This is a genomic window from Jiulongibacter sp. NS-SX5, from assembly GCF_052828545.1.
Genome location: NZ_CM128248.1, coordinates 813,571 through 840,323 on the forward strand (window position 1 = coordinate 813,571; position 26,753 = coordinate 840,323).

The window sequence follows — 26,753 nt, forward strand, 5'->3', positions numbered from 1 at the left end:
GACGCATCCTATGTTCGCCATCGGTAATTAAAAACTGCGTTTTATGAATAATGAACTATTTGTCACCGAAAAGGTGAAGGTGTCTGACCTGGTACCCAGAGTAGACAATCCCCGAAAAATCAAAGCTGAGGAGAAAAAGAAACTTTGGGAGCGTATCCAGAAGTTTGGCATGATCAGTATACCAGTACAGGCTTTTGATGGCCAGCTATTGGGCGGTAAACAACGCTGTGAGCTTCTTATGCAACATGGCTTTGGCGATACGTTTATTGATGTCAGAAAAGCCACGAGAGAGCTTACAGAAGCTGAGCTAAAGGAGATCATGGTCATTGAAAATTCGCATGCTGGAGAGTGGGATATTGAGGTTTTACGCAAAGAGTTTGATGATTTTATTGATCTTGATGATTTCGGTTTAATGCTCGATGAAGTGACTGAAGAACTGAAAGAAGCCATAGAGCAGGATGAGCCTGAGATGCCTATTGTGGCAAAATTCTCTGAAAAGTACACTGCATTTGTGATTGTGTGCACCAATGAAATTGATGAAAACCATGTGGCTGAAAAACTTGGTATTGAGCGAAACCAATGCTACAAAAGCAACAAAGTAGGTATTTCTCATGTGGTAGCTGCCAAAAAACTGATTGAACAATGGAAGTAAAAGTTGTAATTCCCAGTCATAAAAGGTGGGATAGAGTAGCCACTATATGTGCTGTAGATAACGCTGTGCTGTGTGTTGAGGAATCTCAGGCCAAGCTCTACCAGGCTTGTAATCCGGGAATTGAAATTGTGACTCATCCTGATAGTGTGAAAGGTTTAGCACCCAAACGTGATTGGATTATCAAGCACTTTGGTGATGTATTTATGCTTGACGATGATATTGATACGCTCAAAAGGGTTTACACTGAAAAAGGAGAAGAGACTGATGTGGATCCAGATGTTGCATATGATATTATTCAGGCTACTGCTGCAGCTTGCCGAGAAACAGGTTTTTTCGGTTTTGGTTTCAGTACCTCCCCTACTCCACTTCATTTTGATAGCTTGAACCCGATTAGGCTCACAGGATATCTAACTGGCTGTGCACATGGAGTATTGAAGGGTTCCAAACTCTGGTACAATCCGGATATAGTATGTAATGAGGATTACTGGATCAGCTGCTTGAATGCATTTCACCACCGAGGCGTTTTTAAAGACTTGCGGTTTTACTGGGCTCAGCGTGATACTTTTGTGAATAGAGGCGGCTTGGCTGAGTTTAGGAATCTGGAAGCTGAGGAAGCTGATTTCAAACTACTTCAGAGAGTTTTTGGGCAGGATGTTATATCTTTAAGGAAGAATAAGGGAAGCATGAAGCACCCTTTCCAGAAAACATTCAAACTGCCGTTTTAATAATGCACAGCAATAAAGTATTTACACTCAAAAATCATACTTCGAATGAAAGGTATCTTGTTTTAAAAATACACATACTTACAAATGAAGATGGGCCTTATTCAGTATTCGTTGGTGAAAACAGTGAAGGAAATGTTGCAACGTTTAAGGAAAGTGAAATCATGATGATTGATGCTGGCTATGAAATAGCTAATGCTGAAATGGAGAATCAAATTAATCAGCTTTAGAATAAAATGATTGAACACGTAATCACCAAAAAAATCGGGAAAGGCCAATTTAGGGCATGGTTTCAGTTTAAAGAGCCTGTACCTTTTGCTGATAAGCTGACTCTGAAATTTGGTATCTGGGGCGTGCCGGTTACGTTTGACCTCGAAGAGATCATAGAAAAACAGGATGGCACTTTCCGTATGGTAGTGGTGAACAGTTCATCCGCTACTTTGAAGTCTTTTCGTAAGGTTAAGGCTCTTTGGATCCGTAATATCCCGGGAAAGGAAAAGTCTGAAAAACTTCTCACGGAGAAGGTGAAAAACAGTGGTATGTTTGAAGATTTAACCGATGTGAGGACTTTTGCTAATGCAAAGCGGAAGTTGGAAAAGGCTCTTAATTAAAGTTGATAAAGCAAAAACAACGATTTACTCAATAAAATAAAGAACAATCAATTCTAACCGTGATAGATAATTTTATCTTACTTAGAAATACGCTAAATCAAATAAATGAGCTCATCAAAGAGTATCATAAGACTCTTTTAGTCTTAATATTAATAGTAGGTGGAACCTACCAAATTATTAATCTAATGCTTCTTGGCTCTGGATTTATTCGATATTTCTCATTAACACAGCTGATATCTGATGGTCTGCCTGCCTTTTTTGTAAGTATAATCTTAATCCTAATCTTCATTCAAATTAAAAAGAGATCACTTCTTTTATTGAAAAATTACTCAAAAAATAGGTTTATTATATTTTATGTAATTCTTGTTCTTTCAGGTTTGATACTAATATTTTGGCCCAATAAGATTACAATAGATAAATTTCCTCTTATAGTTACTAATGCTACAGGACTTTCCTCTAATATGTTTAATACACTCGTTGAATTATTTTTTTTTCTTTCACTAGCGTATTATTTTTTTTCAGAACTATTCTGTTTGAAGAAATATATTGAAATGGAAAAATCATCTAAAACAAAAGAATTTGACACTATTCCTAATTTAAGTGGTATAAGAGGTTTTTTAATAGAACTTGCTATTTCTTTGTTAAGTATACCTCTCATGGTCTCTATTTTTATAATTCCATTGACCATTCTATTCAAGATATTCTTCTCTTTTGATTCTATAAATCAGGAATTTATCCACCCAGAACAATTCTTAAATAGAAAAATTCTGGTTGAAAGGGTAAGCTCAAAGTTTAATTCTGAAAATGTAAGTATAAAATACTCCACTGATGACTATGTTTTCATTGAAGTTGATGGAGCAATAATGATTCTAGGGATTGAAGCATTGATCCCCAAAAATCTTGAAGATTAAAAAAATAATGTTTCGCTTTTCTATTCCGTTCTGCTGGGAGAAGTTTCTGATGTAGTTAATTATTCACTTACACATCAGAACACATGCAAACAGTATATTATTACCTCTTTGGTGAACTGGCCACAGAGGAGTACGAAAAACCCTCAGAAGATGACTATATCAGCTGGGCGATTAACAATCCCGACGAATTTGGGATTTATGCTTACCATGAAGACAAAAATAGCCCGAGTGACTTGCTTGAAGCTTCCAAAAATTGGGATGAATTCACCGAAATTCCAGAGTCTATCCATGAGATTCTGAAAATGATTCGTGATAAACCTGAGTTAAATGTAGAGCTGGCCATTAGCCTTGCAGCCAGGTCAATCCTCATCAATAATCCAATGGATTATCCGGATTTTGATCCAAATGTAGAAATCGGGATGCCCGGTTATATTACTGCATTGGTTATGGATGCCGTTCGTCCACTATCTTTTCCCGAGAATATCAGTAGTGATATGGTTTACGATTACTTTAATAACGCTTTAAAGAAATGAAAGACCTCAAAACAGTATTAATGACCAGAGACGGCATGCCAGAGGCGGCAGCTGATGAACTTATTGCGGAGATGCATGAGCGTGTATTGGATGGTGAGGATCCTGAGGATATTCTTTATGAAATAGGCCTTGAGCCAGATTATGTTTTTGATCTGCTGATGTCGAAGATATCCAACAATTACTAATGCGATCGGCAACCAAAATGGTTGCCGATTTTTTTATAAAAAAATACGGAAAACGCTTTTCTAATCCGTTCTGACGGGAGAAGTTTCTGATGTAGTTAATTATTCACTTAAACATCAGAACACATGAGAGTTCAATTACCAAATGGCAAATTCGCCGCTAAAACGTCAAAAGTTTATCAGTTTGTAAATGCCGGAAAGGGCACTGTTGAAGAATATTTCAAATGGGCTACTGAATGTGGCTTAAAAGCGTCACACAGCTCGAAAGATCGTATCATTTGCGAGAAACTTGATCTTGATGAAATTGCTGAAATCAAAGAAGTAAGTGCCGTCAATATTCCTGAAGGCATGGATTTTAACGAGCTGAATGAGTTTATTTTAAATGAGTCTGAAAACCCAGCTGATATTGCCGCTTCATGGCTTGAGGTTGATCAGATGGAAGATGATAGCATTGCCGGTTTTATTGATGAAAACCTAAGTCCAGTAACAAAGGAATCATTTGAAAGATGGGGTGATGTTAACACCATTGATCAGGTTTCGCCATCATGGTTTAAGAAAGACGGACTTCATATTGATATTGCTGCCATGAAGCTAACTGAGATTTTCGGCAAGGAAATCACTGAGCAAGATATCGTTGATTATTTAACAACGTATAGAAAAGGCCGTTACAAGTCTTCTGTTGATTTTCTTTCAGACCGATATAAGAGCCGTTTTTACCAGATTACAGGCTTCAAACTTACAGTAGCATATGCCAAACATCTGAGAGATCTTCTTTTTGTGTCTGAAGCTGAAACCACAGAAGTTCCGTTCTAATGGGAAAGCTTATTTACGAAGTGCCGGCAGAGCTTAAAGAGTTCGCCGGCCTATTTGATCAGCTGAGCTATAGGCACAGCGACTACGGAACGGTATTTCATGATTTTGTGAGTTATTGGACGGGCGGTATGCTTCTTAATGGAGATCAAAAGCTTGCGGCTGAATTAATGAGCAGGTACGATGATGATTATGCAATGTTTAATCAACTCATTGTGGCTATCTTAAAAGCTTACAATTCACGACTTCAATTTGATCGATGGTATGACGGACTTGGGCTGTTTTATGAGATCATTGCCAGCCGATATAAAAGCAGCCGCCTGGGGCAGTTCTTCACACCTGCACCAGTGGTAGATCTGATGGCTGAGTTAAACGGACCAATAAAGGGTAATTCAGTGATGGACTGCTGCAGCGGCAGTGGTCGCTTTCTTCTTGCTGCCAAGGCCGCGAATCCGAACATTTGGGGCTATGCTGCTGACCTTGATCCGGTATGTGCCAAAATGACGGCATTAAACATGGCCATGCACGGATGTATCGGTGAAGTAAGTTGCATGAATTCCTTGTCAATGGAGTGGCGGTTTGGTTACACTGTGAATCCACTTTTTCAGTCTCCGTTAACACCTCCGGTACCTCACTTATCACCAATTGAAAACTGGGAAGACTCGGCTTTTTATGTAAAGCAAGTGGAACTTAAAAAGAACGTAGAACACAAAATACATGAGGGTCAATTAAGCCTGTTTTAAGGATGAATTTAGAAGAAATATAAGCAGCAATTGAAGATGGAAAAACAGTCTATTGGGCCAGTTTGTACTACTGCGTAGTGAAGAATAAATTGAATGATGATCTGCTTGTAAAGTCAGGAAACGGGCACTCTATTTGCCTTCAGGATTCAGATGGTAATCTAAATTTTGACCTCAGTGAATTTTTCATAAAATAATGTGGAAAACGCTTTTCTAATCCGTTCTGACGGGAGAAGTTTCTGATGTAGTTAATTATTCATTTTAACATCAGAGCACATGTCAAAGATTATTCTAGTTATCACCAAAGGCGAGGATGGGAATTTTGAAGCCAGCAATGGCCGGTATGAATTCAAATCAAATCCAAAGGAAACTGTTGAGAATTTCAGATTCAGGATTAACAAGCATTTCATGAATTCAAAAACGCCTCAAAACGTGTACTTCCGTCATGAAAAGTAAGATCCTGAAACTGCACGGTAAAATAGAGGCTCTACCAGAGCATGAGAAAGAAGTAGTCATTGAATACTTCAAGAAGAATCCCGGTAAAGTATGGGGCGAACAACGGAGCTTATTGAAGGGTCATTCAGACCTGCCGCTATTCAGAGCTGAGGCGGAAGAGAATCAGCAAAAGTTATTTGATCAGTAAATGAAAAAGCCCGGGGGTAACCGGGCTTTACTGTTCATCAAAAAGGTAGTTAATCATTCATCAGAACGAGAGCAAAAATGGAAAAAGAAATTAAGATACCCAAAATAGAATTTTCAGTGAGATATTCAGAGAAGGTAAAAAAGTCTGAATTGTTTCAGATTTCAAACTCAAAAGATGCCTATCAGGCGTTTCAAAAGATTTTTGACAGCGATGTCATCGATTGGATAGAAGAGGCCTTTTTGTTGTGCCTTTCTCGAAGCAATAAAGTTGTTGGTTATTTCAAGATTAGCCAGGGTGGTACTTGCGGAACGGTTTTAGACCCAAAGGTCATCTTCTCATTGGCTTTAAAGCTTCCAACATCGGCAATAGTTATTGCTCATAATCATCCAAGTGGAAATTTAAAACCATCAATGGCTGATAGGGCGATAACAAAGAAAATGGTTAATGCCGGTGCCCTTCTTGATATCAGTGTTTTAGATAGCATGATCATCACCAGCGAGGGTTATTATTCATTCGCAGACAATTCGGAACTATGAGCAGATACAATTTAACAACGGAAAACGGATACGATTTCTTTGAGTGTTCCTCTGCTTTGCAGAAAAGTATTCGCAGGGGGCTAGAAGAGGAAGCGATGTTTTGGGCAGTGGAACTGTTTAATAGCAATTACCAAGAATATGTTTGGAAACGTCTAAAGATAATTAGTTCTGAAGATATAGGTTTGGCAAATCCAACGATCAGTAGTGAGGTTCAGGCATTGTATGAAATGCACAAGGAACAGGCGAAAAAGAAGGATGATAAAAATATGCCTCAGCGTTTATTCCTTACTCATGCCGTATTGATGATGTGCAGGTCAAAGAAGTCAAGAACTGTTGACTGGGCTTTGATTTATCATTGGGGTTGTCATAATAACAATTTAAGAGCAGTCCCGGACTTTGCTTTAGATAAGCATAATGAGCGTGGAAGAAAGCTTGGCCGAAGTTGGAATCATTTCTTTGAGGAAGGAACCTTGCTATCAGATGAGGCCACAATTCTCACAGAGGAAGAATATAAAGCCAAAGCTAAAGGTGCTATAAGAGGTACTTGTGGTAATGGACTGTTCGATTGAAAATAATAACTTCGCCTAAATTTTAGACGATCAAATATGAAAAAAAGCGACTGGCTAGATATTGCTATTATCACGGCGTCAATAATAACAGCTTTTATTACATTGGTGTTTATCACATATACCTTCTTAAAGTTCGAATTGGATAGTTATGGGACATCGAATGACCTATCAGCCACTGGACAACTTGGAGACTTTTTTGGCGGTATTGTTGGATCGATATTAACTTTTATTTCAATTTTAATACTCATAAAAGCTAACATAAATCAAAGAGAAGACTTTAAACTTCAATTGGACCTTATTACAATTGACAAAAAATTAAATCTGTTAAAAACTGAATCGGACCTAGTTGAAAAAGAACTAAACAAGCTTCAAAAAAATACAACTGATAGATTAATTAATGTACTCAATCAGTACAATTACTCAACCCCAGAAAGGAATATTCATTTGGAATTGAGCGAAGACGTTAAAGAGGAAATCGACTATTTACTGAATGTTACAAAAGCTTTAATCAAAATGATGTCATTGGTCAACATATATTTCCAATCAAAAAAATACACATCTGAGATTAATTTGCTTATTAAAAATGCATTGTTCCATGATAACCAACTTCAAAATTACAGTGATAAAATACTTGAAGTTTCAGAAAGTCTATCTACCACCGACTTGCAAAAATTATTTAAATCTAATCATTTTAAGAGTTTGATCAATAAAATTAAAGCTAACAATCTGAATACAAATGAGATTAATAGATTAAAAAGTTTAAAAAGTTTAAAACAATTAAAGAAAGAAACAAAGAACTATATGGAACTCTATTCTAAAGTTGATATAAACCTCTGACCACGGAGTGGCAATTGCCACTTTCTTTTTTTTGCTACAGTTCAATAGTGTTGAGAATGGCCAAAGTATAACTATGAAATCTATGACTGGGATATCAAAAAGCTTCTAAATAATAAGAGTAAGCTGGAAAAGTATTTCAACTTCTGACCTAGGTGTGGCAATTGCCACTCTTTTTTTTTGCTACAGTCCAAAACTGTAGTGAATGGCAAAAAGCATAATTAAGAAATTTAAGTCACGGCAAATCAGAAGGCTTCTCAAAATTCCAGATGATGAGCTAGCTCCTTATTATGCCTATTACCTCGGAGAAATCACAATTGATGATTTAACCGATATGCAACAGGAAAAGCTTACCAGGTATTCAAAAATCTGGTCTCAATACCTGATGGGTCGTACTCAGCCGATGATTTTAGGGGCCATCATGAAAGAACATGATGTAGAGCTACGTCAGGCACAGTATGATCTTTCTTTTGCCATCAGGCTTCATGGGCCCATTGACCAGGTCAACAAAGATGGCCGCAGAGTAGCTTCAAGAGAGTTCTTTGATCTATTGGCTCAGCTGGCCATGAAAGACAAGCAGTATCAGGTCGCAGTCATGGCCAGAGACAAAGCTGATCATCTTGCCGGTCTGCACAAAGAAGAGAAAGAAGGATTTGATCCTGAAGACTTCGCCAAGCCTCCGAAAATCGTCTACAATATTCAGGTGAATCATAATTACTCATCATCCGACGAAACGATTGAACTTGATGAGTAGGACACAACATGTCGATATCAACCCAAAGCAGTGGAAGTTTCTAAAGTCACGGGCAAAACGAAAGTCTTTCATTGGTGGCCGTGGATCCGGTAAGTCAACTGTTATGGGCTTGCAGGTCGGTGATATGTGGATGGAATTTCCACGGGCTACTTGGGTAGCAGCTGGTCTTACATATGTTCAGCTTGACTCTATAGTAGTACCTGCCATTCGTGAAGCACTTGAAATGCAAGGATATCACGAGTATGACGAAAAAACACAGCCTTACGGTGTGTTTGTCATACAACGACAGCCGCCAAAACATTGGAAAACTCCTTACAAAAAGCCAGGTAAGAAAATCTACCAGTATTGTATCACATTTATCAATGGTTATACTATCAGGCTTGTTTCGCAGGATAACAAGGAAACCCATCGAGGGCTTTCTATTGATGGTATTTTAGTAGATGAATCAGCCACAATAAGTTGGGAGTTTATTGAGAAGATATTGGTACCGGCCTTACGTGGGCGTAAAGATGCTCCGTACTATAACCACCCACTCCAGCATGGTATTTTCGATTTCAGTTCTGCCAGCTGGACCATTGAGGGAAACTGGATTTATGATACCGAGGTCAAGTACAAAGCTATGCTTACCGAGCGTAAGCGAAAGTATGATGAACTGGAGAAAAAAGAAGAAGGCTCAGGTAAACAATGGCTTCTGGATAACCCACCAGAATACCTCTTTCTTGAGTCTACCTACAAGGACAATCAGCAGTTTCTCCCAGATGATTATGGCAAGCGTCTTAAAGACGCAATGGATCCATGGAAGTTTGCAGTTGAAGTGCTCAATCAAAGAGTGGTTAAACTTCCGAATGCTTATTACCACTCATTCAATGGTGATGTTAATCTATATAAGACAGCATTTGATTATAGAGCCGATGCGACTGGTAAGCTAGAATGGTCCAGTTCTGACTATCATGCTGACAAGCTGATAGAACTCAGTCTTGATTTCAATGCTGATATCGTCTGGTGCCTTGTATGCCAGGAATACGGTAAGGAGTTTAGGATCATCAATAGTGAGTTCAAGAAGCCAACAGTAGTGAATACAGAGCTTGAGCAAAACATATTGAAGCAGCTCGCTAAGTGGTTCATTGATACCTATGCTGATCACCTTGAAAAGAAGGTCCACTTATACGGTGACCCGAATGGAAACAAGCGATCGGCAACAACAGACAAGAGGAATAAAGTATTCTTCAAAGAGTTTGAGGACGAGCTGAAGGCGGCCGGTTGGAAAGTTTTCCGAAGAGAGTCAAAATCATACCCACATCCACAGGATCGCTATTCCCTGGTAAATAAGCTTCTTTCTGGTTCAGAAGAGAAAGCCCCAAGAATCAAGATCAATCAGAATACCAATAAATCGTTTATTATTTCCTTGAACAATACTTTGGTAAAGACTGATAAATCATTCAGCAAGGATAAGAAATCGGAAAAGAAAGCTAAGCTCAGAGAGTGGGCCACAGATCCTACTGATGCCTTTGATTATATCCTATACGCCAAGTACAATCACTTCATAGCGAAAACCAAATGGTCGAATACTGGAATTATTACACTTAGAAAGTAATTACCACATTCCTTTTTTTGAAGTGGTAATTGCCGCTTTCGTTATTGTGCGGGCGAGATAATATTCACACAAGATGAATTTAAAAGGTCAAAAAACGGGTAAGAGCTTAGTTCATAGAATATTACACCAAAAAAAAGTGCATTAACCTATAGAAAACTTTTGCCCTAACATCTAATAGTGCCTGTTTTTAAACTTGTAGCATGGCAGATAAGATTGGAATTGGTGAAGTACTGGCTGAGATCAACAGAAAGAATGCCGTATTCTCTGTGACTTACCGCAAGCGAAATGGAGAATGGGGTGAGAAACATAGGGTAACTGCGAGAACTTCAGCAAATGGTCTGAATCAGAGGAAAAAGATGAACCGCAGCGGCTTGCTCAAACTGCATAATATGGATAGTGGTGAAGATTTTGACCTTATGATAGATCTGCTGGAAACCTTTAACGGAACTCAAATTAATTTCTATGGCCAGTAAGGAAGGACTGAAAAAAGTTAATGATAAGCTATATATAGCTAAATACGGCAAGGCTGGTAATGCTGTAGCAATTGACTTTACCCGTGATGGGAGTAAGGCTATTGAAGCTATTGAATATGCGGAAGGAAACGGTAAAGGGAAAGTTTCTAAGGATTATTTTAAGCGTGGGAAGAATGATAACCGACTGCTTGAGATGCATAAGCTGGCCACTGAAAGTCCTAACAAGTGGCAGCTAATTGAGACCAGAGGTTCTTTTATAGCAGGTGGTGGCATTAAGATTTTCAATAGAACTATTGAGAATAATCGTGAGGTTTTAGTACCTGATATAGAGAATGAGAAATGGGATAATTTCTATGAGAGGCTGGAGCTAGATGAATACTGGGAGGCGGCAGCGATGCAATGCTCATTTGGGGCTGAACTGAACGTTAAGCTTACGCTGAACTCTGATGATGAAAATGGGAAAGCTGCAAGTTTGCAAGTTATTGACAATAATGACATCAGGGCTGTAGTACCTGAGAGTGGTAAGCGGATTGAGATGTTTCTGCTTAGTGATCAGTTTGGATATTCAAAATCTTTGAAAGTTGAGGATTGTGATGATATCCCTGCTTTTGACCCTACTAACCCCACGAAGTTTCCTGTTTCAATTATTCATTTAGCGGCAAAGAAACCTGGACAAAAGGTTTATGGCCTTGCAAACTGGTGGGGTACTGAGCATTGGACCCGTGTGGCGAATGATGTACCTACCTACTATGAGGCAGCTTTTCAGAATGGCTTTTTTGTGACTCACCATGTTCAGTTTCCTGATGATTATTTTGATAGAGATGGTCTTGATGATGAAACAGAAATAGAAAAACTTAAAGAGCGAACTCTTGATGAAATAACCGACACTCTAAGCAGTATTGAGGAAGCAAATAAAATCATAGTTACTTTTTCGAAAATTGCTGCTGATGGGAAGTCTTCTCTGAAGGAAGTAAAGATTGAGCCGTTGCCAAGTCCAATTAAAGATGAGGCTTTTATAAAGATGTTTGAGGCTGCGAACTTGGTTCAGGCGAGTGGTCATGGTGTGCCAGGAAAGCTGGCAGGTGTACAGCTTGGTTCTGATATGGGTAGCTCTGGAAAGGAGATTGCGGCCGAAGCCGCCTATATGCAGGACTTTCTGACCGTTTTTGATAGAGCCAGGTTGGTTAAACCTGTGTGGATTGCTGCGAAAATTGACGGTATTGAACTGAAAGGTAAGAAGATAGCTATTGACCGGATTGATAGCTATGTACAAGGCAGTACTGCGAAAGATGATGTTTCTCACCCTAATAATTAAGCTATGATTTTTAAGGATATTAACCAATTGAGTGAGTATATCGGAGGTATTCAGAATGTTATGCATTTTGAAACCTTTAAACCTTTTGTGTCTGAAGCTGAGGAGTTTTTTGTTAAGGATTCGATTGGTAAAGATTTGCTGGACACACTTTCGGATTTTGTAACTGAGAATGACGTGAATCTTGGTGCAGCTACGGATAAAGAAAAAGAGGCTATTCATCTATTGCGAATGTCGGTGGCTGGCTACGTGGATTTTGTAGGTAGTTACCGACTGGTATTGACAACAGGGGATGGTGGCAAAACGATGTTTACACCTCCAAACTCAACGGCTCCTACTAAATGGGCTACACTTGGCGGCATGGAGGCTGCGTTGTCAAGAGGCGATACTGCCATGGAAAGGCTTTTGGTATATCTGGAATCGAATGCAGATGATTTTGACAGCTGGACTGAGTCTGATTTCTACACTATTCTAAAAGGCTGTTATGTACGAACAGCAACAAAGCTTACAGAGGCTTTCCCGTTCGCTAAGAATTCACGAAGACTTTTCCTTGGATTATCTGACGGGCTTAAAAAGGCTCAGGGTAGCTACCTGAACAGCATTATAGGTGCTGATTTTAATAAGTTGATGATTACCCGAATTTTAGCTGATGATCTATCTGAAGCCGAGACTGAATTGCTTGATAAAATAGCCACAGTGGTGTCTTTAAAGGCTGTGGCTGACTCGGTACCTTATCTGAACATTAATGAGCATTGGAGGCTAGTAAGCCAATTTGATGGCTATGGAAATCAGGCCGTTTTACCTGAGAGCCGAAGAAATGAGATTTCTCTTCAGGTGGAAGGTGCTTTGGAGTTAGCTAAGAATGAGCTGACAAAGTATCTGCAAGATACTGCTTCAGCTGAGGTTTTTCCGGAATACTTCAACAGCTCGCTATATGAGAGCAGGGCTGAGAGTGGAACGAGTAGCCGATTTGTAAACAAGAAGGAGAGAAAATACGCTGTATTATGATAGATCCAAGGTTAAAATATGCCGATGCAATTACGCTGAATAGGATTCGGTTTTTACACCCTGCCATTCGTGAAAAGGTGAGAGAGGCGTATCTGACTGTAAATTATAAGCTACTTGGTAAGGGTGTAAGATTGAGGTTTCCTTACACACACCGTACCAATGAGACACAAGACAGGATATATGCCCAGGGTAGAACCGTCTTCTTTGATTTCAAAGGAAACAGGCTTGGTATTGTGACTTATGCAAAGGGTGGTCAGAGTATCCATAATTATGGACTGGCATGGGATATAGTGCTTTTGTTGGACAAAGATGGCAGTGGCAGTTTTGAAACTGCAAGCTGGGATGTTACTGCCGATTACGATGGTGATCTGATAGCTGACTGGCTGGAAGTAGTGGAATATTTCAAGTCTGAACTAGGAGCTACTTGGGGTGGAGATTGGACAGGAAAAAAAGTAGATAAGCCTCATTTCCAACTTGATTTTGGCTTCAGTTGGAGACAGTTAAAGGAAAGGTTATTAAACAGAGCCATTACTGAAGAAGTAATTGACGGAGTGAAGTACGAGTGGGTAAGGTTAGACTGACCTTAACAAGGAGGTTTGCCGATGGACTTACCTGACAATAGTATTCAAGCCCTTTAGTGATCAAATAACTTTTGACCTAAAAGTTCTGTAAACAAGTGGTTTGATTTGAATAGTTAAACACAAATTATGAAAAAGCAAAAATGGAAGTCGGTGCAGGGGCTTCTTAAAATATTGATCCTGCTACTCTTTATTTCAACTGGCCATGGTCAGCAATTAAAGCAAATAGGGACATTTACAGCAGAGAATTACCCTGTTTACCATTTGGGTTATAATCTCCAAAGCACGGCGGATGGTAATTTTTTAATGATTCGTGGTGGGAACTTTCAGAATCACGAGCTAGTGAAAACAACTCCGGGAGTTCCAAATATTAGCAACTGGAATGGGCTTCATACCAATGCCGGTGGGTTAAGTCTGCCGGCAGCGGCTGAGCTTCCTGAAATTAACGGATGGGAAGTCTGTTTCTGCTATGATGTTATTTGGAATGTTACAGGATACGGATTGTGTAAGGATGGGCTGGATTATGGTGCTTATAAGGATGATCCGAATTTGAGGCTGTTTAAAACGGCAAAAGCAGCTGAAAAGCAAGTTATTTTCAAGCCGGTAACAAACCCGGTTGGTCCAATACCAATAGAGCCCACTATACCTGACCCTCAATTAAATGCCGGATATTATAATCCAGATTTCCCGAATTATGAAACTATACCAGGCACACAGATACTGAGCCCATGGTGGAAAGGATGGGTTGGTTATAGCTATGGAGCTAATTATTGGAGGCTTGTAGAAGAGCTGCCCGGTGGTGAAAGTCATTTTGAATTTTATGGTCAAAACGTGGCCTACCCTGCCCCTAGAAATACAAATGATGGGGTGAAAAGTAAGAATGGTCTGGTGCAAGTAGATCTGCCTACACATTCAACTACAACTGATTGGCACGCCGTGCTAGAACACCATACACGAAGCAAAATTAGAATGGAGCTTTATGATATGGATGATAGGTTAGTGTGGCGATTGTATGACACTAAAGGTGGGTTTCACCCTTTAGACACTGGCTGGCAACCGCGTGGAAATAATCATTCTGATGGATTAAGGTTTCTGAAGCCAGCTAAGTATAAACTGAAGTACTGGAATCTCAATGATAGTGGAGATCCTGGGGTGCAAACACAGAGGTTTGAGTTTTTGGTCAATAATAAGTGGATAATAAAAGAGATGGTTAATCCGGAAAGTTATCGTGAATGGATTATTGACATGAGCGACGCCAATAGTCATTATAAATTAAACTGTAATCTGGTAAAAGGTGCTATTTAACATGTTTAATAAATTGATATTTTTTTTGAGTTACTTGAGCTCGGCCTTTATAACTCAAATTTTGTTTCTGCAAGTGGATCCTCTCAAAGAAGAGGTTGAAGGTGTGATAGTTAAAAGTTCTATACTAGCCTATTTCGATATTGCTAGTCCCATTATCAGTTTTATTGGTTGCATTATTTACACTTTAGTCTTAAAAATAAGACATACTGATGCTTTGGCTGAGGGGGTTATGGTGCGGCCTTGGAACAAACATCATACTCAGCTGACGTACCTGAGGCTGGTGCTCTCATTACTACTAGGGTCTGTAAGCGGTACGTTTTTAAACATGATTGGAAGTCATCAATCAATTTTCCGTGAAGGGTTTATACCTCAGGTGGGTGTTAATGCGGCGGTGGCGTTAATTGTTGGTTTTCTCATTATGAAATTTACTAAGCAGGAGTTTGAAGACGAATTGTGGGATATAGCAAAAGATAAAGCGAAGTTATAATGAATTACATCATTTTAATGAAGATAGGATTAGTATCACTCGTGTTGGTTTACACGTTTATCAGGATGGAAAAGCTCGGTCATTACCTACGAAATATTCCTGGAAAAGATAGAAAAGTTTACTGGAGAAACTTAACGATCCTTGACCTGATCATTCGTCTATGTTTTGTTTCTGCAATATTTTTTGGGTTAGAGTTCTGGATTTTAGTAGTAGGTGGATTGACTTTGTTTTCTATTGATCGATTGAAGGGTGATTACTTAGTAAACAACTATGGTGAGCGAGAGATGGCAAAACGAAAATTAGACTCATTACTGGCTTTGAAAACTGATGCCATGGACAGGCTCCGAGTCCCAATTTTCATAAAGAAGTATGATGAAGACAATGATGTATTCAGGACTATTTATGTGAATGAGCTGTTCTGCAAACTTTTGAAAGTAAAAAAGGATGAATATGAAGGTAGTTCAGACTTCGATTATTGGCCACTAGAAATGGCAAAGCAATACGATTCTCAAGACAGGGCTGTTTTTTTTGGTGAACTAGATGAGTGGGAAGGAAATGCAGATTTTCAGCCTCTAGGGGATGATCAGGTACAAAACGAGAGTTTTGTTAAATATAAAGAGGGCCAACTATTAATTGGCATGGGTCTGTTTGTAAAAACATCATAATGAAGGCAAGAATACTAAATTGGTTAGGGTTGAATTGGGTAAAGTGGTTACTCGGGATTGTGATGGTTCTGGGTAGCCTTTTCCTGCTATGGAAGGGCTTTGAGGCAGTAGTGATTAATCCGATTGTCGAGAAAAGAGTGGAACCAGTTAAATGGTCACTCGACTCTGCTCGAGTTGATATTGCGAATTATACTCTATCCGACAGTTTGCAGAAAAGGCAAATTGGAGAACTGCAAACTTTGATTAAGAAAGTAGAGTACGGAAGACGCAAAACTGAAGATTCTCTCATTTACGAATTTCAGACATTTAATGTGAAGCGAACCGCCGAGTTTCAGGGTGTAATTAGGAAGATGGAAGTTAGAAAAAGGGAGTTGGAAAAGGTTCTCGACTCCCTTAGACAGGCTCAGTGGGCGACTCGTGATTCTTTACGAAAAGCTGAAAGCGGGTTAAGGGTGGATTTGGTTACTTTAAAATTTGGTTGGTTGGGTAAGTTAAAGGATAGTACTTATGTAGAGGGTTATCGCTGGCCGCTAGATGAAACAATAATGGAGTAACCAAGACAAAACAGCCAGAATAAGAATTACTGTGAAGTAGATGTTCGCTCTTTTTTGAGCTTTTTTATTAAATCTAGGATTATACATACATCAAATTTATGAAATGGCCAGAAAAATGGGAAGATCTCAGTGCTAATACCATCAGGAAGGTGGTTCCGCTTGTCTGGCAGATGAAGTATGCCGGAGATGACTATGATCAGGTTATACTGATTGGCAGAGCTCTTATTCATGCCTTTCAGCCGCAAAACTCTCGACTGAATCTGACGGAGAAGGAAGTATTGTTAGGGCTTAACAAACTCCTTTGGTTATTGAATACCGATATCACCACCAGGCCTTTTGATTATGTCAAGGTGGCTGGTAAGAAACGTTATCTACCACGAGAGAATTTTGAAGATACCGATGCCATAGAAATGGCTATGACTAATTTCTACTATTTACAGTTTGCCTCAGCGGCTTCAGCATCACCCCAAGAAGACACTAAGGAGACTGTTGGTGATGCCTACAGGTATTTGTGGATTTTACTTGCTATGATTTGTAGACCTCGTGTAGACAGGCTCACCGATCGCTTTTGGCGACCCTTTTCTACATCAAAGGAGTCTCAGAGGGTGGAATTTGATAATGATGAGGCTGAGAAAGTGGCAATGGAATTTTCAAAATTGCCGATTGGCGTGTGTCTGGCTATACTGAATTATTGGGAGGCTCAGCAGAAGGTTTTTATGGAGCAATACAGCAATGTATTGAAAGGTGAGGGCGGTGAACCTCTATTTGCCAACGGTGAGGGCTGGATAGCTTCACTTGAAGATGTAGCTAAGGATGGCGTTCACGGTGATTTTGAACGGGTGTGTAGCACTAACTGCCACACTATTTGGACCTATCTATCACATCAAAAAACAATTGCTGACGCTCAGGTGAAGGCTAATAAAAAGTAAAATGGAAAAGAGTGGGTTTAGGATTTATGCGGATTATTTCAAGGATTTCGTGGAAAATGACGAGGATCTGAAGTTTTTTCTATTCGGCGGTGTACATATGGGCATGGCTCATGCCAACGGTCATCGCGATTTTAAGTATCCCTTTTTATGGTTGGAAGAGCCGATGGTGCCGAGTTCTAATAACGGAGGCCAATATTGGGATGAATGGCAGGGTGGTGTTTCTTTAATAACTGAGCATAGAGCTAAAAACTCAATTGATAAACACATTGAGGCTCTTGATCTGGCTTTCCAACTTATCCAACGATTGGAGATGAAAATGCGTGTGGATTACGAGGATGATTTCTTTCTGGAACTTGATGATGATATGAAGAAGGGGATTATTGACCCTATTTTTCTAAAAGATGCTGTAGGCTGGCGATTGGAATTTTCTTTTAAACTAAACTCAAACGAGGCTTTACATGACAATTGATAATCTTGCTCCCGGGAATGCTTTACCTGTCAAGCTGGCAAGGAATAGAATGGTGGTAAATGTACCGGCCCATAATGTGGCCGGTGTAGAAGATCGCAGCAGTATTGACTATTATCTGGAGGTTTATGTGCCTCAGTTTCCGGGTTCAACCGAGTATATTTTATTAGAGACGCTGGATGCGAAGGATAGCCCAAAAGTTACTGATGGGGCTATTGAAACTTATAACGGTGCTTTTTTTGAGATTGATGATCTACTGAGGTCGTTTTTAAAAAGCTCGGCACCGGATTTTGGACAAACCAATATCAAGTCATTGCCTTACATGACCACAAATTACTACTGCAAAGTGGTGATTAAGGTGGATGATGTAGAGGTTTCAACTGAGACTCTTGAGCCAGGTATAGCTATTTACAGTGGAATATCTGAACGTGACTGGTCAGATTATCAAGATGTATTTTTCACTGATTTTATTGGTGTTGAACGCCGCTTTTTGACATATAAGCCTGTTGATACTATTATTGCCGCTGATCAGCCTGAAATTTTACATTGGCTTCACAATTACAGTGACACAATTTCTGAACTGAATCTAAAGGTAGTGGCCACCACAGCGGCAGGCTCTGAGATTTCGGGCATTGCTCTTACGCTCTCTAATGTTACCGCATTGCGTGTTTATTCTATTCCAGTAGGCGTATCTGTGCTTTCTACAATTCATAATGAAAAGGCCCAAGTGGTGAAATATACGCTATGGCTGACCGATGAAAACGGTGAAAGGGTGAGTGAGGTAAGGAGTTACACGATTGACAAGGTTTACCGTAGGAATAACCGATATCTCTATTTCCTGAATTCTCTTGGCGTTTATGAATGCCTGAGGTTGACCGGTACGGGATCTGAGGAGCTGGATTTGCAGAGCACAGAAGCTGAGCAATTCACAGGTTATGATTATCTGGCAAAATACGCTGAGCGAGTTATCACTGATAAAGCTGGCAGCAGGAAACTGATGGTGAACCTGCAATGGTCTAAGAAATCAGTGGTGAAGCACTTGACGGATTTGGCACTGTCTCACTCTTATTATTTTGTATCTGACCGGGATCTGTGGCCTATGCTTCTAAAAGGTGACCGATATGTACCTTCTGATGATAATGAAGACTGGGCAGGACGTGAGTTTCTATTTGAATTTACCAATATGGAACATTTCTATAGTGATTTGCCGGTAGTTGTTCCAAAGGAAACGAGGCCTACCATGTGGGCTCCACTGGCTGCTAGTTGTGAAATTGATAGCAGAGGCCGATATAATGGCCTAAGGATAGTCACTATGCTGGAACTGGTTTATGCCGATGACGGAAGCCAGGTATTGCCACGAAAAATAAAGCCGAATGTGGCAAATGAAGAGGGATATGTGGCTCCGGTTATCTCTGATCAATGCGAATTAGCAGATACTCCATACTTGTCTGATGAGATCCAGGCTTATGGAAGTTTCTCAAAGTCTAATTGTGGAGCAGGTACAGTGGGCGGACCTGCACAAATTACGGTGGTTGAAGATGCCTGGGGTTCTACTGTAAGCCTTCAAGATGCTAACGCCAAAGCACAAGCAGAATGGGATAGCCTCGATACGCAAGCTTATGCTGATGCCAACGGAACTTGTAGTGCTCCTAACACCAATGGTCTTAGAGCTAAGTTTTGGAATTTTGTTTCAGCTTTATCTGGTTTTGGCCCTAACTGGAACTTTGGTGCTGCACCTGCTCATCAGGAGGTGGTGACGAATGCCGACTCTAATGTTTTCGCTACTACTTACCCAAATGCCGCGAGTGCCGGAGTAGTCAACGATAAAATGGTGATGGAGCTGAACGGGTACCTGAAAGCTCAGGCCACTGCCGCTGACCTGCAGCTGGTGGCTAATGTAGATGACGGGATCCGGATTTATGTGGGCGGGGTTCTGGTTCTTGATTCGTGGAAGTATGACAGCGGAACGAGTAAGGATAAAGTATCACAGACTATTGCTGTTACTGCGAACGAGTTTTATTCTTTGAAAATTCAACTCTATAACCAGGATGGTTTTTTTGGGAATACTCTAAGCTGGAAATGGACGGGTCAGGCAAAGACTGGTGTGCCTGATGCTCAGTTATTTTATATCTGATGAATAATAAGCAACTTTTTGATGAAACTGCTGCAGCTGTGGCTGAGGTAACCCGTGATGGAGTGAAATACTTTCAGGGTGCTATCAGAAAATCTGGTCTAATACTTACTGAACACCTTTATAACTCTGTGGAAGGGGTAGTGGTAGAGGAAACTGCTGGACTTGGCATGGAAATTCATTTTGATTTTGCTGAATACTGGCGATATCTGGACATGAAGCGGCTTGAATACTCAACGGCTCCAAATGTAGAAGCAATGATGGAATGGGGAAGTAAAATACCGGTCAGACAAATTCCTTGGGTTAGTGGATACGAAGGTCAAAGTGCTTCTACTGTAGCTGCCAAGATTGGTGAGGATGCTGTGCGAGAGCGTTTTGTCAATAGTGTTCTTGCTTATAGGAGAAAGGTGCCAACCGTAGTTCATAATAATAAAAAGAGGCTTTATAATAAGACAAAGGCCGCTTTTATGAATGTATTACGAATTAGATTAATGGAGAAACTAGGTAAGAGAATACCGTTGTTTGTTAGTGAGCAGATGGCTTTGCAATATTAAAACCGATTTGCTAGCATAATTGAGATCAGTAGCACCAATTTTAAAAAACTAATCAATCTAAATAAAGAAAATTACTAAGGTGTAATGTATAATGTATCCGTCAGATAAGTTTAATACACAATTAATCTAAAACCAGACATCTTCATATTATTTCTATCTAGATTTAGTCTCATTTAAACATAAACTTTTAATAAAATGAAAAGAAATCCATTTCTACGATTAATTACAATTACCGCACTCGCTGGTAGCATCATGGCTTCATGTACAAAGGTTGAACTTAGTGATTTAAGTCCGCAAAAAAATGAAGAACATTTTGAAGAATCCAAATTTACTTCCTTCTCTGAAATGAAAAAGATTGTAGGTCCAGATGGGAAGCAATATTTAGTTACTGAAAAAGACTATTATGAAATTCAAGAGGTATTGGCTAAAAAAGAAAATGTCGAAGAATTGAATGATAACAATCGGATGATGCCCACAATTACCCGACATACTATCAATGGGATTTTACAGCAGCTAAGCACCAATTCAATTATTAATATCTTTTATGATATATATGGTGGAAATTATTTGTGCAATACTTACAGGTCCTATAATTCTTTCACTTTGTCATCCGGGTCTTATGCATATTTTGATGAAGATTATGGTGATGGGGCGACCTTAAATGGCTTTGAATATACTAACCCTATAAATTCAGGTACACCTCAACGAGCTGGCATTACTCAAACTGGGTCTACTTATGAAATGAACACATACAGTATCATTCCTCATCATACTACAGCTGGAACGCCAGTCATGCAAAAGGTTCTGCCACAGAGTCTAACTGGTAATCAGTTTAAATATTCTGTATTTACACCTTAATCCTTATTGAAAATTAGTGGTTATTAAACTATAAGTAAGGCCGTCTTATTTTTATAAGATGGCCTTACTTTTTTTTGAATTTGAAGATGATTACAACAAAATCAATATACTTATCTCAGAAGGGTAAATTTTTAGACAACCGATTATCCCTATTTTAATTTGTATCCAACAACCAACGATATTGGTAAGGACATACTAAGGTTTGATAATTCAATTCCTCTTTCCTCAGATGAAGGATCAATTAACGAGTATGCGACAGGAGAAAAGCTAGAGAGTATATTTCCAGACATTCCAAAATTAAAATTGCCAATAGAGGTCAAAATGCCTAACTCCCCTAAGCCTCCCCAGAAGAAGGAGTTATAGTAGTAATTATCAACATAAAAAGAACTGCTGAAAGTGCGGTCTTTCTCAATTGACTGACTAATGTATGGACCAACTCCAACAAAAACTTTTGTATTATCATTTTTTAGAAAATGATATCTTATGGTTGATCCAAGAAATAAATAGCTATGACTATCGGTTGCTTCTTTATACTCATCTACAGTAAATTCATCTCTTTCATCACGACCACCAAAAGTCATAAGTCCTAATTTACTTGAGATACTCCACCTTTCTTTATTCAAATAATCTACCTCAAGCCCAGAAGACCAAGTTCTTAACCCCTTATCTAGGAATGGTAATTTTTTAGAGTTGTTAAAAGATGATGAGTTCAGACCTCCGTATAAATTGATACTTTGGGCATTGCCTGAGAAATAAATAAATAAGAAAAAGAATAAGAAGGTTTGTTTCATTAGTAACAAGATTATAAAGTTTAAAGTCTGCTTTGGATTTTATAAAAACGCAAAACCATTTCTATTATTATCGGTTATTTATGGTTCCTTTATTTTGCAATATCATTCAAAATTTATTTGAAAATGATCATTAAACTCTAAAATGTTGCTTCTCATTTGATGTTTTAAATTAATAGTACCGTCCAATAAGACTTGGTTAAAAATGTATTAAAGTAAATTTATTATTTAGATGACCTCGCTATCACATTTTGTTAATTTAAAAGGAATATTTAAGTATTTGCAGTAGTAAATTCTTTGCAACTCATTATGATAAAAAAGTTAATGATCCCTGTTTTTTTCCTAGCACAATTCGCAAACGCTCAAACTATTGATGGTATATCTCTGGATAGTTTGGACGCAAAGTATATTTCTCTAATTGGCATCCAAAAAGGGCTAAGTTTCAATGAAATTAAAGTGAATGTTGACTACGGTCAAAAAAGAGAGTTTTTGAATGAGAAGATCTCAATGAGGTTGTTTGATGAAACTGGTAATATTGTGGTTTTTAACAGTATGATTGGGGCTCTCAATTATTTTGAGAAGTACGGTTATCAGTTTGTTGACTCGTATCTTATTAATACGATGGGACAAAATGTTTATCATTGGATACTGATGAAAAGTGATTAAAAATAAAGTTGTGTGGTTTTAATTTAAAAGGCGTCCTGATTTTTGGGTCGCCTTTTTTTGTCCTGAATGAAGAAACTTTTGCCCTAACATAAGCCAATGTGGCTGCTGAATTTGAGATTGAATTAATCTCAAAATACTATGCAGTTTGAAGATATTGCCCGGCTGAGGGTTGAGATTCTTGGTGAAGGTGCTGATAAGGATTTAAAGACACTCAATAAATCGGCGAAGAGTATCAAGGATGAACTACACTTGATAGAAGTAGCTGGCGAAAAAGGTTCTGCTAAATGGCAGGAACTCAAAAAACTGCAAAGGGATCTTAATGCCGAAATACGTGAGCAGCGTAAAGCTGTAGACCTCAATAATGCAAGCTATAACGAACTTCTCGGCGTGAAGAAGTCACTTAACCAGGAGCTGAAGAAAACGAAAATTGGCTCTGATGAGTGGGTAGCTGCTCTTAAGAAAATAGAGCCGGTTAATGAAAAACTGAAAGAAGCCGGCGATGCTATGCGATCGGCAGGAAACGAGGCTAAATCTCAGAAAGGATTGTGGAGTAATGTTAAGGAATGGGTGATGGGTGCTTTTGCAGTCACCGCCATAATGGCTTTTGGAAGGAAACTTATAGACCTTGGCAAGCAGGTATTTGATATCACGGCGAAGTTTGAGAAGTACAGTACCGTTCTGAGCAATACACTTCTGGGGCAAGATGAAGCGGCAGCGGCCATGGATATGATCAAGGATATTGCTGCGACAACGCCGATAAGTGTAGACGAAATGACAGACTCGTTCATCAAGATGGTGAACAGGGGGCTTAAGCCAACGGCCGGAGAGATTAAACAACTTGCTGATTTAGCGGCTTCGCAGGGAAAATCTTTTGATCAGCTTACTGAGGCAGTGCTTGATGCCATGATGGGCGAAGGGGAGCGACTTAAGGAGTTTGGCGTTAAGATGCGGAAAAGCGGCGATGATGTTTCTCTGATGTTTAAGAATCAGACGGTTAATGTCAAAAATAATGAGAAGGCAATTTTTGACGCTATTGTGGCCATGGGTGCATATAATGGCGTAGCTGGAATGACTTCTGAAATCTCTAAAACGCTTGAAGGCAGAGTTTCAAATCTTGGCGATGCATGGGATTTTGTACAGCTGCAGCTCGGTGAAAAGCTGAGACCAGTTTTTGTTTTTATTCTGGATTTGTTTGCAAAAGGTGTAGAATGGCTAAGTAGGCTTATTGATGCTTCTGAGCCTGTGGGTGAGTATTATGGCATCATGGCAGATATCTTTAGGCAGGTTTGGGATATGGGTAAGAGCCTTTTTCTTTCTCTACTGCCTGCCGGTGCAGGAAATCTACTAACGATGAAGAATGTCATCAAGGCTGTAGTGGCTGTAATGGGTACTATGCTTTTGGGAGTGAAGACACTGGTAAGTGGATTGCAGATTTTGGTGGATACGTTTATTGCCCTAACACATGTAGGAAAGGCGGCATTTCACGCTATGAAAGGGGAGTTTGCTTTGGCTGCTGTAGAGGCAGAGAAGGTTGGTGATAGTTGGGATAATCTGAAAAGTAACGCTAAGAAGAATTTCAATAGCATAACAGAGTCGTTTACCAAACTTTGGTCTGCGGCAAGTGAAGAAACCGAAGTGGCCACTGAAAAGGTGGATATGTACGGGAAGCTGACGAAGGAGACAGAAGAGGAAATCACCGAAACCAAGAAGAAAGAACTCAAAAAACGTACAAAGGATGTTGAAGAAGCTGCTGAGGAAGAGACCAAAGAGGTCAAAAAGCAGCTCGATATCCAAACCGATGCGATTGAGAAAAGTAATGAGATTAAGGTTGAAGGCTTTAAAGACGCTTCTCATGACATAAATGCCGACTGGAAAAAGAAACAAGAGGGTATGACTCAGGCAGCTAAAGATGAGTCGAGAAAACAGGGAGCCATATTCTGGAGTACTGTCACCAATTTTAAAGACCTCTGGGAAGATGCCAAAAATAGTTTTAAGCGTAATATAAACGATGCGGCATATTGGGTAAAAGGAGCCTTTGATGCTGCTTACAGTACTATATCTGCCTGGCAGGGAAGGTTGCAGGATCAATTGAAGGAGACTACTGACCAGATAGAAACCGTAGTACTTACTCATAAACTTAAAATGGCTGAAGCTGCTAATTCAGCAGTTACCGCTGTAGACAATTTGTTGGCAGGGAATTTCCTTGGTGCCATTGCTAATGGTGTAAAAGCATTGGGTACAGCAATGGACAGTTGGATAAGCAAACAAAATGATCTTTTCTTAGCAAAACTGGAGAAACGAAAGGAGGAATTAGAGGAAGCAGGTAGGATTTTCTTAGAATCAGCTGAGAGCTTTGTTAATACTGTAGATATTGGGCGTATTGACGATATATATTCAAACCTCCAGGATGGCTTTAGTTTTCTGGATGGTGTAAGGCTCGACCTTGGAGAATATGACACTGCTGAAAGGAGACTGGAGCAAGAAATATCTATCGGTGAGCATATTGTTAGGAATTATAACCTCGCACTAAAAAACGAGCAGGAATATAGCACACAACGCATTTTCAACATCAATGAAGCCTATAATTTAGAGCTTCAGAGAATAAATGAAAAGTATGCAATTCTGGCTACTCAGGGTAAACAGGCATACGATGCAGATACTCAGGCTGTCCGAGAAAATTTGAGTCAACAGCTACTGGATTTAATTACCAATGAAGACAGTAAGACTTCTGTAGTGTCTGAATATGCTGCCAAAAGGAGCCAAATCATGCAGACTTTTGCAATGGCTGACATGGCTATTACTGAGGATATGGACCAGAGCCAAATTGATGCAATCAATGCCGCTATTGAGGCTCGAAATAAGGCTTTAGCAGATTTGCAAAACTGGTATAATCAGGAATTGACATTTATTGTCAATAATGAAGAACAAAAGCGAAAAGAATACTCCGAGACAGAACGTCTGCAAATTGAAGCTAATGAGGCACTTGCTCAGCTGGCACTTGAGAATCAGGCCAATGAAATTGAACTTTTAAGATTAAAAAATCAAGAAATAGAAGCTGCCGAATTGGAGAAGAACATGAATCTGGAAGAGGAAGCAGCCAGACATAACGATGTAATTATTCAGCTAGGTCTTGAGAAGGATGCAGCTTTGGCAGAAAGTTTTAGCATACTTAAGGATATTGTCACTCAGGGATATGATGAAATGATGGCTAAGGCTCAAGAAGCTTATAATCAGGGTATGATTACAGCTCAGCAATACAATGAGTTAATTAATCAACTGAATACATTGCGTGGGTTAACCTCTCAGCCACTTACCGTTCCGAATGTGGATTTTAATCTTGATGGCATCTACAATCTACCTCGATTTGATCGTGGCGGTTTTATGCCTTACGGAGCATCACACTCTCAGGGAGGAATTAAGCTGTGGGATAGCATGACAGGACGTACAATCGGTGAAATTGAGGGAGGTGAGCCAATTTTGAGTCGAGAGACTTATAGGAATAATAAGTCGCTAGTAGATGCACTATTGAACAGCTCTGTTCATAGAAACGGGGCTAAGATATTCTCAGGAGGAAGTCACTATAATTATGCGAGTCCGAAATATGCTTCAGGTGGTGTTTTGCCATTGTCCGGAAGCTTCGGAAATGATCCTGATATGAAGTTAATGCTGAAGTATTTAAAAGATACTTCTGAACAGGTAGAGAGGATGCGTGAGGAGCACAATAAGCTTCTTGATAGAATTGCAAAGAAGCCTGGAGGGGTATCATTGCATGAATTAAATAGTGCCTTTAATTCTCAAGCTGAGGCAGAAAGGTTGTCTAATTTCTGATTTTCAACTTATTAAAGGCACATGGTTAGGCGAATATGAGTGAACGAGATCTTTATATGG

The 26,753-nt window shown here is 39.4% G+C and carries 32 protein-coding genes; 31 read left to right on the forward strand and 1 reads right to left on the reverse strand.

Annotated features, from left to right (window positions below; all coding sequences use genetic code 11):
- The first annotated feature begins 43 nt into the window (after nt 1-43).
- The 29 genes from ACUXV0_RS03610 to ACUXV0_RS03750 all read left to right on the forward strand — a co-directional run bounded on the left by ACUXV0_RS03610 (nt 44) and on the right by ACUXV0_RS03750 (nt 21,411).
- Complete coding sequence (locus ACUXV0_RS03610; RefSeq protein ID WP_446191698.1) at nt 44-652, forward strand: hypothetical protein; 609 nt, start codon at nt 44-46, stop codon at nt 650-652.
- Entirely contained in the window at nt 643-1,377 is a 735-nt protein-coding gene (locus ACUXV0_RS03615; RefSeq protein WP_446191699.1) for a GREB1-related protein, read from the forward strand. The genes ACUXV0_RS03610 and ACUXV0_RS03615 overlap by 10 nt, the downstream gene beginning before the upstream one ends.
- Nucleotides 1,378-1,379: 2 nt before the next feature.
- Nucleotides 1,380-1,604 (forward strand): hypothetical protein, encoded by a 225-nt coding sequence (locus ACUXV0_RS03620; RefSeq protein WP_446191700.1) that lies wholly within the window; start codon nt 1,380-1,382, stop codon nt 1,602-1,604.
- Nucleotides 1,605-1,610: 6 nt separating this feature from the next.
- Nucleotides 1,611-1,985, forward strand: coding sequence for a hypothetical protein (locus ACUXV0_RS03625; protein ID WP_446191701.1), 375 nt, complete (start codon nt 1,611-1,613; stop codon nt 1,983-1,985).
- Nucleotides 1,986-2,044: 59 nt separating this feature from the next.
- On the forward strand, nt 2,045-2,896 hold the full coding sequence (locus ACUXV0_RS03630; protein ID WP_446191702.1) for a hypothetical protein: 852 nt from the start codon (nt 2,045-2,047) through the stop codon (nt 2,894-2,896).
- 83 nt (nt 2,897-2,979) lie between these two features.
- A complete protein-coding gene (locus tag ACUXV0_RS03635) occupies nt 2,980-3,429 on the forward strand; it encodes a hypothetical protein (RefSeq protein ID WP_446191703.1) in 450 nt (149 codons plus the stop codon).
- Nucleotides 3,426-3,614 carry a hypothetical protein gene (locus ACUXV0_RS03640; RefSeq protein WP_446191704.1) on the forward strand — a complete coding sequence of 63 codons (189 nt, stop codon included), beginning with the start codon at nt 3,426-3,428 and terminating at the stop codon, nt 3,612-3,614. The genes ACUXV0_RS03635 and ACUXV0_RS03640 overlap by 4 nt, the downstream gene beginning before the upstream one ends.
- Nucleotides 3,615-3,737: 123 nt before the next feature.
- A complete protein-coding gene (locus tag ACUXV0_RS03645; protein ID WP_446191705.1) occupies nt 3,738-4,424 on the forward strand; it encodes a hypothetical protein in 687 nt (228 codons plus the stop codon).
- Nucleotides 4,424-5,164 (forward strand): N-6 DNA methylase, encoded by a 741-nt coding sequence (locus ACUXV0_RS03650; protein WP_446191706.1) that lies wholly within the window; start codon nt 4,424-4,426, stop codon nt 5,162-5,164. Before ACUXV0_RS03645 ends, ACUXV0_RS03650 begins: the two co-directional genes overlap by 1 nt.
- A 273-nt stretch (nt 5,165-5,437) precedes the next feature.
- On the forward strand, nt 5,438-5,617 hold the full coding sequence (locus tag ACUXV0_RS03655) for a hypothetical protein (RefSeq protein WP_446191707.1): 180 nt from the start codon (nt 5,438-5,440) through the stop codon (nt 5,615-5,617).
- On the forward strand, nt 5,607-5,804 hold the full coding sequence (locus ACUXV0_RS03660; RefSeq protein ID WP_446191708.1) for a hypothetical protein: 198 nt from the start codon (nt 5,607-5,609) through the stop codon (nt 5,802-5,804). The genes ACUXV0_RS03655 and ACUXV0_RS03660 overlap by 11 nt, the downstream gene beginning before the upstream one ends.
- Nucleotides 5,805-5,881: 77 nt before the next feature.
- Nucleotides 5,882-6,340, forward strand: coding sequence for a JAB domain-containing protein (locus tag ACUXV0_RS03665; protein WP_446191709.1), 459 nt, complete (start codon nt 5,882-5,884; stop codon nt 6,338-6,340).
- Nucleotides 6,337-6,909 carry an AAA family ATPase gene (locus ACUXV0_RS03670; RefSeq protein ID WP_446191710.1) on the forward strand — a complete coding sequence of 191 codons (573 nt, stop codon included), beginning with the start codon at nt 6,337-6,339 and terminating at the stop codon, nt 6,907-6,909. Before ACUXV0_RS03665 ends, ACUXV0_RS03670 begins: the two co-directional genes overlap by 4 nt.
- Before the next feature lie 36 nt (nt 6,910-6,945).
- A complete protein-coding gene (locus ACUXV0_RS03675) occupies nt 6,946-7,746 on the forward strand; it encodes a hypothetical protein (RefSeq protein WP_446191711.1) in 801 nt (266 codons plus the stop codon).
- Nucleotides 7,747-7,948: 202 nt separating this feature from the next.
- Complete coding sequence (locus ACUXV0_RS03680; protein WP_446191712.1) at nt 7,949-8,497, forward strand: hypothetical protein; 549 nt, start codon at nt 7,949-7,951, stop codon at nt 8,495-8,497.
- Nucleotides 8,490-10,091 carry a hypothetical protein gene (locus ACUXV0_RS03685; protein WP_446191713.1) on the forward strand — a complete coding sequence of 534 codons (1,602 nt, stop codon included), beginning with the start codon at nt 8,490-8,492 and terminating at the stop codon, nt 10,089-10,091. The genes ACUXV0_RS03680 and ACUXV0_RS03685 overlap by 8 nt, the downstream gene beginning before the upstream one ends.
- Before the next feature lie 200 nt (nt 10,092-10,291).
- On the forward strand, nt 10,292-10,564 hold the full coding sequence (locus ACUXV0_RS03690) for a hypothetical protein (RefSeq protein ID WP_446191714.1): 273 nt from the start codon (nt 10,292-10,294) through the stop codon (nt 10,562-10,564).
- A complete protein-coding gene (locus ACUXV0_RS03695; protein ID WP_446191715.1) occupies nt 10,554-11,879 on the forward strand; it encodes a hypothetical protein in 1,326 nt (441 codons plus the stop codon). Before ACUXV0_RS03690 ends, ACUXV0_RS03695 begins: the two co-directional genes overlap by 11 nt.
- Before the next feature lie 3 nt (nt 11,880-11,882).
- On the forward strand, nt 11,883-12,884 hold the full coding sequence (locus ACUXV0_RS03700) for a DUF6712 family protein (protein WP_446191716.1): 1,002 nt from the start codon (nt 11,883-11,885) through the stop codon (nt 12,882-12,884).
- On the forward strand, nt 12,881-13,465 hold the full coding sequence (locus tag ACUXV0_RS03705) for a M15 family metallopeptidase (RefSeq protein ID WP_446191717.1): 585 nt from the start codon (nt 12,881-12,883) through the stop codon (nt 13,463-13,465). Before ACUXV0_RS03700 ends, ACUXV0_RS03705 begins: the two co-directional genes overlap by 4 nt.
- Nucleotides 13,466-13,591: 126 nt before the next feature.
- Nucleotides 13,592-14,767, forward strand: coding sequence for a hypothetical protein (locus tag ACUXV0_RS03710; protein WP_446191718.1), 1,176 nt, complete (start codon nt 13,592-13,594; stop codon nt 14,765-14,767).
- Nucleotide 14,768: 1 nt separating this feature from the next.
- On the forward strand, nt 14,769-15,254 hold the full coding sequence (locus ACUXV0_RS03715; protein ID WP_446191719.1) for a hypothetical protein: 486 nt from the start codon (nt 14,769-14,771) through the stop codon (nt 15,252-15,254).
- Entirely contained in the window at nt 15,254-15,919 is a 666-nt protein-coding gene (locus tag ACUXV0_RS03720; RefSeq protein ID WP_446191720.1) for a hypothetical protein, read from the forward strand. Before ACUXV0_RS03715 ends, ACUXV0_RS03720 begins: the two co-directional genes overlap by 1 nt.
- On the forward strand, nt 15,919-16,473 hold the full coding sequence (locus ACUXV0_RS03725) for a hypothetical protein (protein WP_446191721.1): 555 nt from the start codon (nt 15,919-15,921) through the stop codon (nt 16,471-16,473). The genes ACUXV0_RS03720 and ACUXV0_RS03725 overlap by 1 nt, the downstream gene beginning before the upstream one ends.
- Before the next feature lie 98 nt (nt 16,474-16,571).
- A complete protein-coding gene (locus tag ACUXV0_RS03730) occupies nt 16,572-17,402 on the forward strand; it encodes a hypothetical protein (RefSeq protein ID WP_446191722.1) in 831 nt (276 codons plus the stop codon).
- A 1-nt stretch (nt 17,403) separates the two neighbouring features.
- Nucleotides 17,404-17,871, forward strand: a complete 468-nt coding sequence (locus ACUXV0_RS03735) for a hypothetical protein (protein WP_446191723.1) — start codon at nt 17,404-17,406, stop codon at nt 17,869-17,871.
- The gene (locus tag ACUXV0_RS03740; RefSeq protein ID WP_446191724.1) at nt 17,861-20,002 is read left to right on the forward strand and encodes a DUF5977 domain-containing protein; all 2,142 of its coding nucleotides are present in this window, start codon (nt 17,861-17,863) and stop codon (nt 20,000-20,002) included. The genes ACUXV0_RS03735 and ACUXV0_RS03740 overlap by 11 nt, the downstream gene beginning before the upstream one ends.
- Nucleotides 20,002-20,553 (forward strand): hypothetical protein, encoded by a 552-nt coding sequence (locus ACUXV0_RS03745; protein WP_446191725.1) that lies wholly within the window; start codon nt 20,002-20,004, stop codon nt 20,551-20,553. Before ACUXV0_RS03740 ends, ACUXV0_RS03745 begins: the two co-directional genes overlap by 1 nt.
- Nucleotides 20,554-20,748: 195 nt before the next feature.
- On the forward strand, nt 20,749-21,411 hold the full coding sequence (locus ACUXV0_RS03750) for a hypothetical protein (protein WP_446191726.1): 663 nt from the start codon (nt 20,749-20,751) through the stop codon (nt 21,409-21,411).
- A gap of 149 nt (nt 21,412-21,560) precedes the next feature.
- Here the strand turns inward: ACUXV0_RS03750 and ACUXV0_RS03755 are convergent, their stop codons facing one another.
- Complete coding sequence (locus ACUXV0_RS03755) at nt 21,561-22,202, reverse strand: hypothetical protein (protein WP_446191727.1); 642 nt, start codon at nt 22,200-22,202, stop codon at nt 21,561-21,563.
- A gap of 306 nt (nt 22,203-22,508) precedes the next feature.
- Between ACUXV0_RS03755 and ACUXV0_RS03760 the strand changes: the two genes are divergently transcribed.
- On the forward strand, nt 22,509-22,865 hold the full coding sequence (locus ACUXV0_RS03760; protein ID WP_446191728.1) for a hypothetical protein: 357 nt from the start codon (nt 22,509-22,511) through the stop codon (nt 22,863-22,865).
- A 138-nt stretch (nt 22,866-23,003) separates the two neighbouring features.
- Entirely contained in the window at nt 23,004-26,693 is a 3,690-nt protein-coding gene (locus tag ACUXV0_RS03765) for a hypothetical protein (protein WP_446191729.1), read from the forward strand.
- Nucleotides 26,694-26,753 lie beyond the last annotated feature (60 nt).

Bases quoted from the DNA above. Each gene is read 5' to 3' on its own strand.
- ACUXV0_RS03695 (WP_446191715.1), top strand. From the start codon at position 10,554: ATGGCCAGTAAGGAAGGACTGAAAAAAGTTAATGATAAGCTATATATA.
- ACUXV0_RS03660 (WP_446191708.1), top strand. From the start codon at position 5,607: ATGAAAAGTAAGATCCTGAAACTGCACGGTAAAATAGAGGCTCTACCA.
- ACUXV0_RS03750 (WP_446191726.1), top strand. From the start codon at position 20,749: ATGAAAAGAAATCCATTTCTACGATTAATTACAATTACCGCACTCGCT.
- ACUXV0_RS03745 (WP_446191725.1), top strand. From the start codon at position 20,002: ATGAATAATAAGCAACTTTTTGATGAAACTGCTGCAGCTGTGGCTGAG.
- ACUXV0_RS03760 (WP_446191728.1), top strand. From the start codon at position 22,509: ATGATAAAAAAGTTAATGATCCCTGTTTTTTTCCTAGCACAATTCGCA.
- ACUXV0_RS03715 (WP_446191719.1), top strand. From the start codon at position 14,769: ATGTTTAATAAATTGATATTTTTTTTGAGTTACTTGAGCTCGGCCTTT.
- ACUXV0_RS03685 (WP_446191713.1), top strand. From the start codon at position 8,490: ATGAGTAGGACACAACATGTCGATATCAACCCAAAGCAGTGGAAGTTT.
- ACUXV0_RS03620 (WP_446191700.1), top strand. From the start codon at position 1,380: ATGCACAGCAATAAAGTATTTACACTCAAAAATCATACTTCGAATGAA.
- ACUXV0_RS03690 (WP_446191714.1), top strand. From the start codon at position 10,292: ATGGCAGATAAGATTGGAATTGGTGAAGTACTGGCTGAGATCAACAGA.
- ACUXV0_RS03705 (WP_446191717.1), top strand. From the start codon at position 12,881: ATGATAGATCCAAGGTTAAAATATGCCGATGCAATTACGCTGAATAGG.
- ACUXV0_RS03700 (WP_446191716.1), top strand. From the start codon at position 11,883: ATGATTTTTAAGGATATTAACCAATTGAGTGAGTATATCGGAGGTATT.
- ACUXV0_RS03610 (WP_446191698.1), top strand. From the start codon at position 44: ATGAATAATGAACTATTTGTCACCGAAAAGGTGAAGGTGTCTGACCTG.
- ACUXV0_RS03735 (WP_446191723.1), top strand. From the start codon at position 17,404: ATGGAAAAGAGTGGGTTTAGGATTTATGCGGATTATTTCAAGGATTTC.
- ACUXV0_RS03655 (WP_446191707.1), top strand. From the start codon at position 5,438: ATGTCAAAGATTATTCTAGTTATCACCAAAGGCGAGGATGGGAATTTT.
- ACUXV0_RS03665 (WP_446191709.1), top strand. From the start codon at position 5,882: ATGGAAAAAGAAATTAAGATACCCAAAATAGAATTTTCAGTGAGATAT.
- ACUXV0_RS03725 (WP_446191721.1), top strand. From the start codon at position 15,919: ATGAAGGCAAGAATACTAAATTGGTTAGGGTTGAATTGGGTAAAGTGG.
- ACUXV0_RS03730 (WP_446191722.1), top strand. From the start codon at position 16,572: ATGAAATGGCCAGAAAAATGGGAAGATCTCAGTGCTAATACCATCAGG.
- ACUXV0_RS03640 (WP_446191704.1), top strand. From the start codon at position 3,426: ATGAAAGACCTCAAAACAGTATTAATGACCAGAGACGGCATGCCAGAG.
- ACUXV0_RS03635 (WP_446191703.1), top strand. From the start codon at position 2,980: ATGCAAACAGTATATTATTACCTCTTTGGTGAACTGGCCACAGAGGAG.
- ACUXV0_RS03650 (WP_446191706.1), top strand. From the start codon at position 4,424: ATGGGAAAGCTTATTTACGAAGTGCCGGCAGAGCTTAAAGAGTTCGCC.
- ACUXV0_RS03670 (WP_446191710.1), top strand. From the start codon at position 6,337: ATGAGCAGATACAATTTAACAACGGAAAACGGATACGATTTCTTTGAG.
- ACUXV0_RS03755 (WP_446191727.1), bottom strand. From the start codon at position 22,202: ATGAAACAAACCTTCTTATTCTTTTTCTTATTTATTTATTTCTCAGGC.
- ACUXV0_RS03740 (WP_446191724.1), top strand. From the start codon at position 17,861: ATGACAATTGATAATCTTGCTCCCGGGAATGCTTTACCTGTCAAGCTG.
- ACUXV0_RS03710 (WP_446191718.1), top strand. From the start codon at position 13,592: ATGAAAAAGCAAAAATGGAAGTCGGTGCAGGGGCTTCTTAAAATATTG.
- ACUXV0_RS03765 (WP_446191729.1), top strand. From the start codon at position 23,004: ATGCAGTTTGAAGATATTGCCCGGCTGAGGGTTGAGATTCTTGGTGAA.
- ACUXV0_RS03720 (WP_446191720.1), top strand. From the start codon at position 15,254: ATGAATTACATCATTTTAATGAAGATAGGATTAGTATCACTCGTGTTG.
- ACUXV0_RS03645 (WP_446191705.1), top strand. From the start codon at position 3,738: ATGAGAGTTCAATTACCAAATGGCAAATTCGCCGCTAAAACGTCAAAA.
- ACUXV0_RS03625 (WP_446191701.1), top strand. From the start codon at position 1,611: ATGATTGAACACGTAATCACCAAAAAAATCGGGAAAGGCCAATTTAGG.
- ACUXV0_RS03680 (WP_446191712.1), top strand. From the start codon at position 7,949: ATGGCAAAAAGCATAATTAAGAAATTTAAGTCACGGCAAATCAGAAGG.
- ACUXV0_RS03615 (WP_446191699.1), top strand. From the start codon at position 643: ATGGAAGTAAAAGTTGTAATTCCCAGTCATAAAAGGTGGGATAGAGTA.
- ACUXV0_RS03675 (WP_446191711.1), top strand. From the start codon at position 6,946: ATGAAAAAAAGCGACTGGCTAGATATTGCTATTATCACGGCGTCAATA.